The sequence below is a fragment of the Actinoplanes sp. NPDC049802 genome (assembly GCF_040656595.1).
In the GTDB taxonomy this organism is placed as follows: Bacteria; Actinomycetota; Actinomycetes; order Mycobacteriales; family Micromonosporaceae; genus Actinoplanes.
Map to the genome: position 1 here is coordinate 100,872 of NZ_JBFAMR010000014.1, position 13,953 is coordinate 114,824.

Below are 13,953 nucleotides of genomic sequence, written 5' to 3' on the forward strand. Positions count from 1 at the left end.
TCCATCGCGTCTTCCTTTCAAAGACGAGAGGGGAAGCGATGACTCAGGTGGAGGCGCCAGCGTGGACGCCGATGTCCGCGGAGGAGCGGGAGGCGTTCGATCGCGACGGCTACATCGTCGTGTCGTCGGTGCTGAGTGAGAGCGAGATCGAGGCCGGCCGGGCCGCGATCCTGGGGTATTACGAGAAGTGCCGGGCCGAGGGCAAGCTGAGCGCGACCGGTGCGCTGCACCAGCTGTCGCCGATCGCTCACGTGCCCGAGCTGGCCTTCCTGATCGACCACCCCAAGGCTTTCAAGTACATCTGGTCGCTGCTCGGGTGGAACCTGCACATCTACCACTCGCACATCGACGTCCACCCGCAGCTGCACGAGAAGCAGCAGGAGTGGTGGCATTGGCACCAGGACGGCGGCCGGCAGAACCGGGAGATCGAGACCGACCCGCGGCCGATGCTGTCGGTCAAGCTGGCGTACTGGTTCTCTGACGTGAGCGAGACCGGCCGGGGCAACTTCACCGTCCTGCCCGGCAGTCACAAGACCAACTGGCTGCCGGGGCCGCCGAGCCGCGGCGTCCCGTGGCCGCAGCCCGAGGGCGCCGTCCAGATCACCGCCAACGCCGGTGACCTGGTCGTCTTCGACCGCCGCATCTGGCACGCCCGATCGGACAACTACTCCGACATCACCCGCGTCGGCGCGTTCTTCGGCTACACCCCACGCTGGATCGCGATGCGCGACGAGAACGCGGACCTGCCGAACACGCCGGCCTGGTCGGGCCTCAACGACGTGCAGAAGCAACTGCTCGGCGGCTTCGGCAACGGTGACGGCGACCACCAGTGGGGCCACAACCCGGAGACCACGCCGCTCTACGGCGCGCTCAAGGAGCGTGGCCTGCTCGACTCGAGCATCCCGGCGCTGATTCCCTGAGACTCGCGCGAAAGGCCGCCCCGGGGCCGGGGCGGCCTTTTCGTGATCAGACCGCGATGGCGGCGAGGTGCTGCTTGACCTGGACGATCGACGGGTTGGTGAGCGCCGAGCCGTCTGCGAACTTCAGTGTCGGCACGGTCTGGTTTCCTCCGTTGACGCTGCGAACGAACGCGGCCGAGGCCTCGTCCTGCTCGATGTCGACGACGTCGTAGGCGATGCCCTCGCGGTCGAGCTGCGACTTGAGGCGGTGGCAGTACCCACACCAGGACGTCGAGTACATGGTCAGCATCGGTCAGGGCTCCTTCGATACAGGTCACACGGCAGTGCGTCTGACAAGCACAACACCCCGGACGGGTGTCATGATTCCCTACCGTGCGGAGTGAAGGGGTGCTGGCCGGGCTCGACCCGGAACAGCGGACAGCGGTGACGGCGCCCGCTGGGCCGGTCTGCATCCTCGCGGGAGCGGGGACCGGCAAGACCCGTGCGATCACCCACCGCATCGCCTACCGGACGCTCTCCGGCGAGATCAGCCCGCGGCACGTGCTGGCCGTGACGTTCACCGCGCGGGCCGCCGCCGAGATGCGGGCCCGGCTCACCGCCCTCGGCACGGCCGGGGTGCAGGCGCGTACCTTCCACGCGGCCGCGATGCGGCAGGTCCGCTACTTCGCCCCGCGGCTGCTCGAGGGCCGGCAGATGCCGGAGCTGATGGAGAGCAAGGCACGCATGGTCGGTCTCGCGGCCGCCCGCGCCGGGGTGCGCGCCGACCGGGCCGCCGCCCGCGACCTGGCCGGCGAGATCGAGTGGGCCAAGTCGTCGCTGGTCGAGCCGGGGGAGTACGTGGTGGCCGCGGCCAAGGCGCTGCGTGAACCGCCGTTCGAACCGGCCCGGGTGGCCGAGGTGTTCGCCGCCTACGAGTCGCTGAAACGCCGCCAGGGTGTGATCGACTTCGAGGATCTGCTGCGCGCCGCGGTCTGGGGCATCGAGGAACACACCGACGTCGCCGAGCAGATCCGCGCCCAGTACCGGCACTTCGTCGTCGACGAGTACCAGGACGTCAACCCGCTCCAGCAGCGGCTGCTCGACGCCTGGCTGGGCGGGCGCGACGACCTGACCGTGGTCGGCGACGCCAGTCAGACCATCTACTCGTTCACCGGGGCCACCTCGGCGTACCTGATCGATTTTCCGCGGCAGCGCCGTGACGCCGTGGTGGTCCGTCTGGTCCGCGACTACCGCTCCACCCCGCAGGTGGTGGGGCTGGCCAACGCGGTGATCCGGCAGGCCCGCGGCACCGAGGCGAAACTGCGCCTGGAGCTGGTCGGGCAGCGGCCGCCCGGCCCCGAGCCGGAACGCAAGGTCTTCCTGGACGAGCCGGGCGAGGCCGCCGCGGTGGCGCGGCGGTGCCGGGAGCTCATCGCGGCGGGCACCCCGGCGAGCGAGATCGCGGTGCTGTTCCGGACCAACGCGCAATCCGAGGCGTACGAGGAGGCGCTCGCGGAGGCGGAGGTGCCCTACGTGGTGCGGGGCGCCGAACGGTTCTTCGAGCGTGCCGAGATCCGGCAGGCGATGGTCGCGCTGCGTGCCGGCGTGCGGTCCATCCCCGGTGAGACCCCGCTCGTCGAGGCGGTCGTGGAGGCGCTCGCCGCGACCGGGTGGAACCGGAGCCAGCCCCCGCCGGGCGGCGCCGCACGCGAGCAGTGGGAGGCGCTCGCCGCGCTGGTCACCCTCGCCGAGGAGTACGCCGCCGAACCGCGGATCCTGCCGATCGGCGAGGCGGGACGGGTCCAGCGGGAGGTGTCGCTGTCCGCCTTCAACGACGAGCTGGCCCGCCGTGCCGAGCAACAGCACGCGCCTACTGTGGCAGGAGTCACATTGGCTTCTCTGCACTCGGCGAAGGGTCTCGAATGGGACGCCGTCTTCCTCGTCGGCCTCGCCGACGGGACCCTGCCGACGACGTACGCGAAAACCGCTGAGCAGCTGGAAGAGGAACGTCGCCTGCTCTACGTGGGCGTGACCCGGGCCCGTGAACTGCTCTGGCTTTCGTACGGCCAGTCCCGCTCTCCCGGTGGCCGGGCCCGTCGGCCGTGCCGGTTCCTTCCGCAGCTGGAACGTTCGATGTCCGACGAACGTGCCCCGGTGGACCGGAGTCGGAAAACCGACCGGCGCCGGGTGCAGGTGTCCTCCTGCCGGATCTGCGGCGCGACCCTGCTGGCCGGCGCCGACCGCAAGCTGGGCCGTTGTCCCACCTGCCCGTCCGACCTCGACGAGGACCTCTACGCGCGTCTCCAGGTGTGGCGCGCGAGCACTGCCGCCGAGCTCAAAGTCCCTGCGTACGTGGTGTTCACCGACGCGACCCTGGTGGCCGTGGCGGAGCGCCGCCCGACGGGTCCGGCGGAGTTGCTCGCGATCGCCGGGATCGGCCCCCGCAAGCTGGGCCAGTACGGCGACGCGGTCTTCGCCCTGGTGGCCGGAGCCAGCCCAGATGATCTTGCGACAAAAAACTTCGGAAACTAGTGCGTTAATTCGTTTGCCCTCCCGTGTAGGGCAGGCATAGCCTCAGGATACGTCTTGGCGAGCGGTTCGTTCGCTTGGGCTGAAACCACGTAGTTCTAACCACGAATGCAAGGTCATGGAGAGGCAGGTGGCAACGATGAAGCTCAACATCACGATGACAGTTCCGTCGATGCTGCCGGCTGCTGCCTGGCCTCTGCCCGCCTCGCTGCCTACCACCGCCGCTCCGTTGGCGCTGCTGGCCGCTGAGCGGATCCCGTCCGAGCCCGTCCGGGCCCTGCCGACCGCGGCAGCGCTCGCCCAGGCTCCGCGGGTGCACCAGGTCCGTCCCCAGGCCGAGCTGGGCAAAGCGACCCTGGTGCGTGCGGGCGGAAACAACGGGACCACTGGCTTCAAGGGCAGCAACACCATCTCCAGCAAGCGTTACACGGATGGTGGCAGCGGTGTCCCGCCTCGAGGAAGGCCGGTCTGACAAACAGACCTCCGGCTCACCTCGAGGCCGCGGAACCCAGAAATGGGATCCGCGGCCTCAAGTCTTTTTGGCCGGCTGACCGCCGGTGCAACACCTGAAACACGATCCAGAAGATCGAGAAGAAGAGAGAGGTGACCGGGCTTTATGAGTCTGGCGCTGGCCCCGATCGACCTGACCGTCGACATCGAGGCGAACCTGCCCTGTCGGAAGTTCGACCCGGACCTGTGGTTCTCCGACTCCCCGGCCCAGCTGGAGCTGGCCAAGTCGCTCTGCGGGGACTGCCCGCTGCGCGCCGAGTGCCTGGCCGGTGCGGTCGACCGTGCGGAGCCCTGGGGTGTCTGGGGTGGAGAGATCTTCGAGCGCGGCGCCGTGGTTCCGCGCAAGCGGCCCCGTGGCCGTCCGCGTAAGGCCGACGTCGCTCGCGACGCCGAGCTCGCCGTCGAGGTCGAGGAGCGGCTCGCCGCGAACGGTCTCGACTCCCGCAATTCGGTCCGCCTGGCGGCCTGAAATGCACACCCTCCCCACACCCGTGATCGAGATCCGAAAGCCGAGTAACGAGATGAACCCGAGTGGAGCCCCGAAGATGAGACTCATCCAAGAAGCGTTGTCCCGTGCCCGAATGCGTCGGCCTCAGAGTGACCGTGCACCTGAGGCCTACCGCTCCTCCCACCAGATCACGATGGACGCCCGCAGGCGGGCTACCAGGGATCGCGGTGTCGGGCTCTAGTGACAGACCCTTGATGAACTAACGGCCCGTCCAAGCGGACGGGCCGTTAGGGCGCGCAGACGGGTAACACGTAGCCATCTCGAGGCTTCTCCCTGATGCGCTCAGCCTTCCGGCGGCGGGACGGCGCGTTCTTGCGGTCGACACCCGCCGCAGGCGTAGCCACACCCACACCGGGTGCCGACCGCCGGGAAGGCCGTCCCGGTGTGTGGTTCGGGCGCGACTCGCGCCCGAACCACACACCGGTTCTCGGGACACCGCCGGTGAGGAACCCGGCGATGCCTACGTGTTGTTCCCCTGCAGGGCCGTCTTGCGTGGCGTGCTCAAGTCAGTTGTAGGGACTACCGGAAGCCAGCGAGGGCTGCGCCCGATCGAAGTCGCAGTAGACGGTGATCGAGGTGCGGTCGAGATCGGCACCGGCCGGAATGTCGGACTGGGAGATGATCTCCCGCTTGCCGCTGTTGATGCCGGGTTCGCATGTGAGCCACGACGTCGGACTAGCCAGACTGCCCCCGAGGATGTCCCCCGACTCACTGTGAAAGACCATCGACACGCCTCGCGAGGTCATCGGGGCGCAACTCGGAGATTCGAAGTCATAGGTGATCTCGCCCTTTCCGCTGTCGTCGCGTTTGCCGCTTCCGGCCACGACCTCGGCGGTCACCTTGGCGAGCCCTTCGGCGCGGGGGTTCGGATCCAGCCACTGGATGACGTGGGCGGTCACGTTGATCGACGCGATCTGACTTTCCCGGCTCTGAGCGGCCTCGTCGAGGAGGCTGGCGCTTCCGACGGGCAGGGTATCGCCGGGCGATATCACCGGAACTAGCTGAGTGCGGAAAAGGCGATGGTCATCGTGGATCACCGACCGGCCGGCCGCATCGACGGCGTCGAAGGTGACCAACGTACGATAGGCGACCTTGTCCGAGTCGTTTCGGATGAGTGCGCCCATACTGACTTTCGCGGTACCGAATCCACCGACTCTGGTGAAACCTGTCTCCACGACCCGAACACCGGCGGTTTCGGCTCCGAGTTGCTGAGATGGTGGCGCGGCGATCGGGCAGAGGGGTTTTACCGGCTGCTCCGGCGCCGAGCGGAAGCAGCCGGCCAGAGAACCCGAGGTGGCCAATGCGATGGCCGCAGCAATGGCGATCCGGGTTCGTCTGCCCCTCATGCGTTGTGCCCCAGTCCCTGATCGGTGAGGATGGTCCTCCTCGACAGGTCCGCGAGCGTCGGGCGCGGGGAGACGAAGTCGGTTCGCATCCTCGCCACGGTCTCGGAACTCATGATCATCGCGTCGGCGATCTGTTGCTCCTTGCGGAGCACATGGAAGGCGATCTCGTACAGACCCTCAAGGATCTGCTGCCGGAGTTCGTACGGAGTCTTCGCATCGAGTCGTATCGCCGGCGCCTCCTCCGCGGGCATCTTGTCCACGACGGTTCCGGCGACCTGTGTGGCAGCTCCGACCGCGGTGAGCGCTGCGGACGCTCCTCCGGTCGTGATCGCGGCGCCGACCGAGACGATCGACGACGCCAGACTCAACAGGATGACTGCCGAGGCGGAGCCATGGTCACCCATGGAATCGAATGCATTGATCGCCTCGTGCGCCAACTCGTCCAGATTCTTACGGCATTCCTCCCACAGGATCTCCTCAGCCTTGATCGCGGCCATGAGGGTGGCGACCAGGCTGAAATGATTACCGACCACATCCGTGAACGGCTCCAGGAAGGAGGCCTTGAAGACCTCGGCTCCACCGCCGCGCCACTCGCGGAGCGTCGTCTTCACGTGGTCGATCTTGTTCATCTCGCCACTGGCGACGAATTTCAGCCCATGCACCGGATCAATTGATCCGTTGGGTCCGCTGGCCAGTGCCTGAGCGGCCTCCATGAGCTGTTCGTGCATGAGGGCCAATGATGCCGGGTCGGGTAGATCGAGAAAAGGTTCGAACATCGCGGCGATCCCCGAGTTCTGTTCCCGTACGAGTTCGACGAACTCGTCGGAGATCGGTGAGCTGTCCGGGGCGATGTATCTGCCGCTCGGGAGCATCTCGATCCGCAACTGCTTGATAGCCGTCTCGAATGCGAGCTCCTCGATCCGCTGTGCGTGCTGGCGCAGTTCGGCATAGCTCATCGGGCCACGCCTCCTGGTTCGGGCGGCGTGGCCGGATCATAGGTCGCGGCTGCGATGACAGGCGCCTTCATCTTCCGGATCGCCTCGGCGTTGATGTCCTCGGTCTCCGCGTACATCTCGGATGCCATCACCAGCGCGTCGCCGGTCGCCTCGAGATTGTCGGCGGTCTCTCGCAGCATCGCGATCGCGGTCTCGGCGAGAGACTCCCACGCGCTTCGTGCCGGGCCGTACGGGCCGCCGACCATTTCAGATCGCCACAGCGCGCCGAGATGCCGCTCGGCTGTGGAGATGGAGGCGACCACGGTTCGGTAATGAGCGGCCAGTGGTTTGAGCTTCATCTCGCCCGCCGTCCAGAGATCCACGCAGTCGGCGACGAGCGTCAGTTCTTCCGTCGAAGGTCGCTCCATCTTGGCTGCACTCCTTGTTCGAACCAGGGGTCATGGTGGTTGACCGTGGATTCTTCATATCGGAGTACGCCAATGATGGCGAACGGGTTCGGTCGAACGTATCGCCACCGACGACAGCGCCCATGATCTTTTAGGGGCGATTGATCAAATGGCGGGGGCGAAGCCTGGCAGCCATTTCTGCAGGATCTCGCGATACGAGGCCTCCGCCTCCAGCTGGCAGAGCACCCCCATCGACCCCAGGGTCACCCGGTGGATGAGCAGGTAGGACGGTGGCAGATTGAGCCGCCGGCTGAGTTGGTAGGCCGGACCGCGGGGATTGGTGAGCCTGGTCGCCTCCGAGCGCAGCCAGCTCCGGGTGAAGCGGAACCGCTCCACCGCGACCGGTTCGATCATCGGGAGCAGGAACTCCAGCAGCGCTTCGGCGTCGAGGTCGTCGGTCGCCTTGACGAAACCCTCGTCGCGCAGTCCGTCGACGACTGCTTGTGCCTGGCCGTCGAGGGCGAGCCGGACCAGACGGCCGATCGGTTCCGGGTGGCCGTCGGGGAGCCGGGCCACCGCGCCGAAGTCGATGACGCCGAGCCGGCCGTCGGGCAGGATCCGGAAGTTTCCGGGATGCGGGTCGGCGTGCAGCAGACCGGCCCGGCCGGGTGCGGAGAAGTGCAGGATCGCCATCAGCCGGCCGGCCTCGTCACGCTCGGCGGGCGTGCCGCCGGTGATCACGTCGGCCAGCGGGGTGCCGTCCACCCACTCGGTGACCAGGATCCGTGGGGCGGAGGCCACCACCCGGGGCACGAAGATCTCCGGATCGCCCCGGTACGCCTCCTCGAAGGCCCGCTGGGTCTCCGCTTCCATCTCGTAGTCGAGCTCCTCGGTGATCCGGTCCCGGAGCTCGGCCAGCAGGGGTTTCACATCGATCCCCGGCTGAATGATCTTGAACATGCCGGCCAGGCGGGAGAGCTGTTTGAGGTCGGTGATCAGCGCGTCACCGGCGCCCGGGTACTGCACCTTCACAGCCACCGGCAGCAACTTCGGTTTTGCGTTGCGGCGGGCCGGCGGCAGTTTCCACACGGCCCGGTGCACCTGCCCGATGCTGGCGGCGGCAGCCGGGCTGTCGTCGAACTCGGCGAACCTGTCCCGCCAGTCCGGGCCCAGTTGCTCGGCCAGCGCCTTGTGCACGTTGGCCACCGGCATCGGCGGCGCGGCCTCCTGGAGCTTGGTCAAGGCCTGGCGATAGGGGCCGGCCATCTCCTCGGGCAGTGCGGCCTCGAAAACCGACAGGGCTTGGCCGAATTTCATCGCTCCGCCCTTGAGCTGGCCCAGCACGCTGAAGATCTGCTCGGCGGTGCGCTGCTGGATGTCGGCGGAGATGACGTCGGACGCTATGCCGACGGCACGTTTGCCGAGACCGAGGGCTGCGCGCCCGGCGAAGCCGAGCGGAAGTGCGGCGAGCTTCGCTGTCCGGGACGCGGCGCGGCGCGGTATGTCCGTCACCAGATCATTGTGACCGACATCCGGCCTTCACCCGGCCTGTCGCACGGTGGTTTGGTGGTTATGCGGTGAAGGTCCGGTGAAGGTTGGCCTTCGACGGCCCCGCTGACAACCGCATCGCGGATGCGGTGGCCAGGTCCGGCGACGGAATCGTCCGGGCGTGGAGATCTCCACCGCCGCCCCGAGGGTCTCCGGCGTGGCGCCGTCCAGGAAGGCCAGCGCCTCGCCGGCCGCGAACGCCGTGGCGGCGAGCAACGTGGTCACCGTGCAGGGTTCGGTCCCGTCCGGCGCGGGCGGGGGCGCGGCGCCGCTCCAGCCGTCGTCGCGCTCCCTGCGGTGCAGGTCGAGGCAGTTCAGACAGGGTGCGCCGGTGGCCGGCACGAGCGGCCCGATCACCGCGACGCCGTCGCGCACCGTGACGGACAGGTGCGGTTGACGCCGCGCCGCGTGACCGGCGGCGACCAGGGCGGGCGGCTCGTCGTGGGCCAACTGGACGACCAGGGACGCCGGGGAGCGCCGGACGGGGTGCACCCCGGTGCCCGGCACGATCCGCTCGATCGCCGCTGTGACGGCACTGTGACGGGGCTGCCCCACGTCGGTGGCGAGCAGTGGGGTGCCGGTGATCTCAGCCGGCCCGACCACGCCCGACAGATCGGCGTGGACGTGCCCGACGCCGGCTTGGGCGAGTGCCACCGCGATGGTGGAGCCGAGCCTGCCCCGGCCGTTGAGCACCACGCGGGCCTCCCGGCGGCGGCGCAGGATCTGGGCGGGCGACGGACCGGAGCGATCGGTGCCCGGGACGCGGGAGCGGGCGGCCCGGCCGAGGGCCAGGGCGGCGGCCTCGGCGGTGAGCTGATTCCGCACGGCGGCCGGCAGGGCGGCGGGCAGCAGCGACGAGGCGGGCAGCACCAGGCCCGCCTCGTGCAGCAGGTCCAGCAGGGTGAGCGCCTCGGCCGGCGGTATGCCCAGCTCGGCGGCGCGGACCAGGACGAGCCGCTCGGCCCGCTCACCGTCCAGCAGGTCGAGGAGCCCGGCGGCGCGTGCGTCGGGCAGGTGCAGCAGCACGGCATGCGCGGGATCCAGTCCGAGCTGCAGCTCGCCGGCGGTGCGCCAGAAGCGGGGCAGCCCGGGGACCAGGGTGGGCCGGGGCAGCGGTGTCCGGTTCATGGGTGACAGGGTGTCACTGCGAAGCTGCGCAGGGGTGATGTTATCCACAGGCTCAGCCGCTGTGAGTGAGGTTGTCCACAGCCTGGGGGCGAGTTATCCACAGGCAGTGTGTGCATCCAGTTGACTCAACGTGTCTGAGTGAACACGGTTACGGGCAGCCGGCCACCGGGGAGGTGGCCGCGGTGGCCGCCTCCCCGGTGGTGGCGGGTCATGCCTTGGCCTTGCCCAGGATCCGGTTCATCGTCGTCCCGCAGACCGGGCACTTGCCCTTGGCCATGTTCATGCCGGTCTTGGAGACCTCCACGTTGCCCTGGAAGTCACGCTTCTCCTTGCACTTGACGCAGTAGCCGTTGTACGTGGTGTCGGCCACGGTTCCTCCTCGTCGTATCGTCGGCCGCCCGGCCCGGTGCCTCGTTCGCGGCGGCGGGCGCGAACCTCTTTGCGGCGCTGGACCGCCTTGCGGCCACGCGAATGTGGCCACCCTGTCCGGGGCGGTCACTGTGACCCCCGTCAGGGGCGCTCACTTACCCAGGTCAGGGCGGTTCCATGTCAGCGCAGCGTCGGCGGTGTCGCCGACGACGTGAGTGTGCCGGTCCTAAGTACCCTTTATAGCCAGTTTTGCCGGGACACGCCGACGATTCCCATCGTAAAGGCACAAAACGGACAGCCGGGCCCGTTGGGCTCATGTGTCGACGATGGTCTAGGTTGACGAATGTCACCGATGTTGCCGGTGGGGAAAATTTTTTCGGGTATATGCGGGCGAAGTGCGCATTTCCGTGACAGTCATTGTCCGTACTCTTGCGGTAACAGGGGTGCGGCGGATTAGCGTCTCAACGTGAACCCGAATCTGGGCCGCGCGAGCCGGTAATGGCGCGCGCGCGCAAACCTGTCGTGGAAGTGCGGCGCAGCCAGCGCCGGCGACGGACGGTGTCCGCGTATCGCGACGGTGAGCGAGTCGTGGTCCTCATCCCAGACCGATTCTCCCGTGCGGAGGAGACGGAGTGGGTGGAGCGGATGCTCGCCCGGCTCGCCGCCCGCGAGGAACGTCTGCGATGCACCGACGCCGAGTTGCTGGCCCGCGCCCGCCGCCTGACCAGCCGTTACCTCGCCGATCACGCCGAGCTCGTGGTTCCGGCAAGCGTGCGCTGGGTCACCAACCAGAACGGGCGATGGGGTTCCTGCACCCCCGACGACGCGACCATCCGTATCTCCCACCGCATTCAGGAGATGCCCGACTGGGTCATCGACTACGTGCTCCTGCACGAGCTGGCCCACCTGGTCGTACCCAGCCACAACACCCGCTTCTGGGACCTCGTGAACCGCTTCCCCAAGGCCGAACGCGCCCGCGGCTACCTGGAGGGCGTCGCTGCGGCCGGCACGCTGGTGATGGCCGAATAAACCCCTTCATCGGTACGGCTGCGTGTCCCCCGAACGGCAAGATCTGCTCCCTGCCACTCCCTGCCGCGGCGCGCCTGCGGCGCGACGAGCCGGTCGGGCCGGGTGAGATCGTCGTGGTGGGTCACCCTCCGTGCTCCCCGCACGCTCTCTCCAGCCCCCGATCGCAACGGCCCCCATGACCTCAGAGCCCGTCCGGCCGACGTTGCACCCCGCCTGTTCTCGTGGAGCCGTCGGATGCCAGCAAACGACTTCCACCCGCTCGCGTGGCCCCGCGCCGCCCGCTTCACGCGGTGCCGTGTCGTTGAAGAACTGCCGTGCACACCGAACGGCACCGCGTTTTGGTTCGTGCGGCTTCGCGGGTTCGTGCGGCTTCGCCGGTTCGTGCGGGTTCGTGTGACGCCGCGCCGGTTCGTGTGGCGCCGTGTTGCTGAGCCGCTCATTGCGCGCAGTGAACGGCTTCCGCCCGCTCCTGTGGCTCCGTGCCGCCCGGTTGTGTGGCGTCGTCTTGTTGAGGAGCCGTGAACGGCTTCTCGGCAGCGCCTGATCTGAAAAACTTCTGTGAATTAGCTGAAAAAACCACCGATCGTGTGGCTTGTGGCCGGGCAGCTCCGGACCTGCGACCGAGCGGGACCTAGAGGTGTTCCGAAGGCCGGAGAGCAGCAAGAACCAGACCGAGCGGAAGCTGTGGCCCGGCGTCGGCGGAGGGAACCGGCCGTCGGTCGATAGGGTTACAGCGTGACTCGGCGGGTGGTTGTGGCAATGCTGGTACCGGTTCCGTGGAGCCCTCCGGGTGTCGATCGGACCGCCTGGCGGACCGCCATGGCCGAGGACGTGGTCGACCTGCTGGCGAGGCTGGCCCAAGCGGAGGCCGCGATCGCCACGACCGCCGAGGACCGGGCCCTGGCCGAGGAGATCGCCTGGCCCGGCATGCGCATCTACGAGATCCCGGCGCCGACCGTCCTGCCGGTGCTCAGGGCCGCCGCCGAGGACGGCTTCGATCAGGCCGCGGTGATCGCCGCCGATGCTCCCGACGTGCCCGGGATGACCCTGGGCAAGCTGCTTCGCCCGCTCGACGGCAAAGCGGTCGCGGTGGCTGCGGGCGGCCCGGGCGGCGGCCTCTTCGGGGTGGCCACCAGCCTGCCCGCCCCCGCTTGGCTGGCCGACCACGACCTTGACGACGGCTCGGCCCCGGCACTGCGGAGGACCGCGCCCTCTCCCGGCGAGGTCACCTCCACCCCGCAGTGGCGCCGCCTTCGCGGCCCGGCCGATTTGACCACCCTCGACCCGGCCCTGGAAGGCTGGGAGAACACCCGCACCCTCCTCGGCGGTTGACGGCCCCGCCCGCCGGCGTTCCGGGAACCGCGTATGGGTGCGGGAGTCTCGTCCGGAGCGCGAGTCGGCGGCCGGCGGTGGGCCCGGCGCGGACACAGGGAACGGGCAGGCTGAACCACCGGGGCGCCCCACGGGCGCCCCGGTGAGCGTCAGTCCTCCTTGGGGCCGTCCTCGAGGCCGTCGAGTTCGCTGATGTCCCAGTCGGTGCGGCCGCGAGCGAACGCCTCCGGGTCGGCGAAGTCCTCGTCGGTGGGCAGCAGGTCGGGGTGATCCCAGAGGGAGTCCCGGCCGGGGATGCCGCGGTGATCGGTGACGGCCGCCCACAGGGCGCCCGCCTCACGCAGGCGGCGTGGGCGCAGTTCCAGACCGACCAGGGCGGCGAAGGTCTGCTCGGCCGGTCCGCCGGCGGCGCGGCGGCGGCGGAACGCCTCGCCGAGTGCGGCGACCGACGGCAGACGGTCCGCCGCGGCGGCGTCGACCACGTGGCCCACCCAGCCCTCGATCAGGGCGAGCGCGGTCTCCAGCCGGGCCAGCCCGGCCTTCTGCTGCGGGGTGTCCTCGGGCGTGAAGATGCCTTCCAGAGCCATCGCCTGCATCGACTCGGGATCGCTCGGGTCGACTCGGCTCATCGCCTCCTCGATCGCCTCCCGGTTGACCGTGATGCCGCTCGCATACGTCTCGACGGCGCTGAGCACGTGTGCCCGCAGCCACGGGACGTGCCCGAACAGCCGCTGGTGGGCGGCCTCACGCAAGGCCACATACAGCCTCACCTGGTCTTCGGGAAGCTCGAGGCCGGACCCGTACGCCTTGATGTTGGACGGGACGAGCGCGGCCGTGCCGGCCGGACCGAGCGGAAGGCCGATGTCGCCGGCGGAGAGCACCTCGGCCGCGAGCTGGCCGAAGGCCTGGCCGAGCTGGCCGCCGAAGAGCGCCCCACCGAGGGTGGCGACCATCGACTGCATCGGGCCGAGCTGGGCGCGGGCCTCCTCGGGAACGAGGTCGCCCATCGCGCCCACCATGCGGCCGGCTATCGGCTCGCACAGCTTCTTCCAGACGTCGAGAGTGTTGTAGATCCACTCGTTGCGGTTCCACGCCACGGACTTGTGGATGCCGCTGGGTAGTGCGCACACCGGGTCGAGCCAGAGGTCGGCGAGACGCAGAGCCTCCTCGACCTGGTGGCGCTCCAGCATGTTCACCGCGGGGTCACCGGACGCCGAGAGCTGGCTGGCGGCGACCTGTCGAGCCAGGTCCCAGTTGACCGGGCCACTGCCGGGCGCGGCGAACATCTGCTGCAGCTGCGCCATGAACTGCTGCATCTGCTGCGGGTCGGAGGGGTCGGGCGGCTGAGCGCCCGGCAGGGAGAAGCCGAACGGGATATCAGGCACGACCCAACGGTACGCGCGAAAACCCCGC

14 protein-coding genes are annotated in these 13,953 nt (G+C 69.0%); 6 read left to right on the plus strand and 8 right to left on the minus strand.

The genetic code is table 11. The features are described 5' to 3' along the window. Positions 1-38 precede the first annotated feature (38 nt). A complete protein-coding gene (locus AB0I88_RS13075) occupies positions 39-920 on the plus strand; it encodes a phytanoyl-CoA dioxygenase family protein (protein WP_361022258.1) in 882 nt (293 codons plus the stop codon). 46 nt (positions 921-966) lie between these two features. On the opposite strand, the gene AB0I88_RS13080 is transcribed toward AB0I88_RS13075, so the two are convergent. Next, the gene (locus AB0I88_RS13080) at positions 967-1,209 is read right to left on the minus strand and encodes a mycoredoxin (RefSeq protein WP_361022261.1); all 243 of its coding nucleotides are present in this window, start codon (positions 1,207-1,209) and stop codon (positions 967-969) included. A gap of 83 nt (positions 1,210-1,292) precedes the next feature. Between AB0I88_RS13080 and AB0I88_RS13085 the strand changes: the two genes are divergently transcribed. The 3 genes from AB0I88_RS13085 (at position 1,293) to AB0I88_RS13095 (ending at position 4,407) form a co-directional block, all read left to right on the plus strand. Then, the gene (locus tag AB0I88_RS13085) at positions 1,293-3,431 is read left to right on the plus strand and encodes an ATP-dependent DNA helicase UvrD2 (protein WP_361022264.1); all 2,139 of its coding nucleotides are present in this window, start codon (positions 1,293-1,295) and stop codon (positions 3,429-3,431) included. A gap of 136 nt (positions 3,432-3,567) precedes the next feature. Beyond that, the gene (locus AB0I88_RS13090) at positions 3,568-3,900 is read left to right on the plus strand and encodes a hypothetical protein (protein WP_361022267.1); all 333 of its coding nucleotides are present in this window, start codon (positions 3,568-3,570) and stop codon (positions 3,898-3,900) included. Between the two features lie 144 nt (positions 3,901-4,044). After that, positions 4,045-4,407 carry a WhiB family transcriptional regulator gene (locus AB0I88_RS13095; protein WP_361022270.1) on the plus strand — a complete coding sequence of 121 codons (363 nt, stop codon included), beginning with the start codon at positions 4,045-4,047 and terminating at the stop codon, positions 4,405-4,407. 545 nt (positions 4,408-4,952) lie between these two features. Here AB0I88_RS13095 and AB0I88_RS13100 read toward each other — a convergent pair. The 6 genes from AB0I88_RS13100 to AB0I88_RS13125 form a co-directional block, all read right to left on the minus strand. Next, complete coding sequence (locus AB0I88_RS13100; protein ID WP_361022273.1) at positions 4,953-5,792, minus strand: hypothetical protein; 840 nt, start codon at positions 5,790-5,792, stop codon at positions 4,953-4,955. Further along, positions 5,789-6,748, minus strand: a complete 960-nt coding sequence (locus AB0I88_RS13105) for a hypothetical protein (RefSeq protein ID WP_361022276.1) — start codon at positions 6,746-6,748, stop codon at positions 5,789-5,791. Before AB0I88_RS13105 ends, AB0I88_RS13100 begins: the two co-directional genes overlap by 4 nt. Further along, a complete protein-coding gene (locus AB0I88_RS13110) occupies positions 6,745-7,155 on the minus strand; it encodes a hypothetical protein (protein WP_361022279.1) in 411 nt (136 codons plus the stop codon). Before AB0I88_RS13110 ends, AB0I88_RS13105 begins: the two co-directional genes overlap by 4 nt. Before the next feature lie 144 nt (positions 7,156-7,299). Beyond that, the gene (locus AB0I88_RS13115; protein WP_361022282.1) at positions 7,300-8,646 is read right to left on the minus strand and encodes an AarF/ABC1/UbiB kinase family protein; all 1,347 of its coding nucleotides are present in this window, start codon (positions 8,644-8,646) and stop codon (positions 7,300-7,302) included. Between the two features lie 27 nt (positions 8,647-8,673). Continuing rightward, positions 8,674-9,810 (minus strand): hypothetical protein, encoded by a 1,137-nt coding sequence (locus AB0I88_RS13120; protein ID WP_361022285.1) that lies wholly within the window; start codon positions 9,808-9,810, stop codon positions 8,674-8,676. Between the two features lie 208 nt (positions 9,811-10,018). Further along, positions 10,019-10,180, minus strand: coding sequence for a DUF5679 domain-containing protein (locus AB0I88_RS13125; protein ID WP_169792401.1), 162 nt, complete (start codon positions 10,178-10,180; stop codon positions 10,019-10,021). A 497-nt stretch (positions 10,181-10,677) separates the two neighbouring features. Here AB0I88_RS13125 and AB0I88_RS13130 point away from each other — a divergent pair, with 497 nt between their 5' ends. After that, the gene (locus tag AB0I88_RS13130) at positions 10,678-11,208 is read left to right on the plus strand and encodes a M48 family metallopeptidase (RefSeq protein WP_361022288.1); all 531 of its coding nucleotides are present in this window, start codon (positions 10,678-10,680) and stop codon (positions 11,206-11,208) included. A gap of 735 nt (positions 11,209-11,943) precedes the next feature. After that, a complete protein-coding gene (locus tag AB0I88_RS13135) occupies positions 11,944-12,540 on the plus strand; it encodes a hypothetical protein (protein ID WP_361022291.1) in 597 nt (198 codons plus the stop codon). A gap of 149 nt (positions 12,541-12,689) precedes the next feature. Here the strand turns inward: AB0I88_RS13135 and AB0I88_RS13140 are convergent, their stop codons facing one another. Then, complete coding sequence (locus AB0I88_RS13140; RefSeq protein WP_361022293.1) at positions 12,690-13,925, minus strand: zinc-dependent metalloprotease; 1,236 nt, start codon at positions 13,923-13,925, stop codon at positions 12,690-12,692. Positions 13,926-13,953 lie beyond the last annotated feature (28 nt).

Excerpts from the sequence above, each read along its gene's own strand:
- AB0I88_RS13075 (WP_361022258.1), top strand. The coding sequence starts at position 39 with ATGACTCAGGTGGAGGCGCCAGCGTGGACGCCGATGTCCGCGGAGGAG.
- AB0I88_RS13080 (WP_361022261.1), bottom strand. The coding sequence starts at position 1,209 with ATGCTGACCATGTACTCGACGTCCTGGTGTGGGTACTGCCACCGCCTC.
- AB0I88_RS13090 (WP_361022267.1), top strand. The coding sequence starts at position 3,568 with ATGAAGCTCAACATCACGATGACAGTTCCGTCGATGCTGCCGGCTGCT.
- AB0I88_RS13095 (WP_361022270.1), top strand. The coding sequence starts at position 4,045 with ATGAGTCTGGCGCTGGCCCCGATCGACCTGACCGTCGACATCGAGGCG.
- AB0I88_RS13100 (WP_361022273.1), bottom strand. The coding sequence starts at position 5,792 with ATGAGGGGCAGACGAACCCGGATCGCCATTGCTGCGGCCATCGCATTG.
- AB0I88_RS13105 (WP_361022276.1), bottom strand. The coding sequence starts at position 6,748 with ATGAGCTATGCCGAACTGCGCCAGCACGCACAGCGGATCGAGGAGCTC.
- AB0I88_RS13110 (WP_361022279.1), bottom strand. The coding sequence starts at position 7,155 with ATGGAGCGACCTTCGACGGAAGAACTGACGCTCGTCGCCGACTGCGTG.
- AB0I88_RS13120 (WP_361022285.1), bottom strand. The coding sequence starts at position 9,810 with ATGAACCGGACACCGCTGCCCCGGCCCACCCTGGTCCCCGGGCTGCCC.
- AB0I88_RS13130 (WP_361022288.1), top strand. The coding sequence starts at position 10,678 with ATGGCGCGCGCGCGCAAACCTGTCGTGGAAGTGCGGCGCAGCCAGCGC.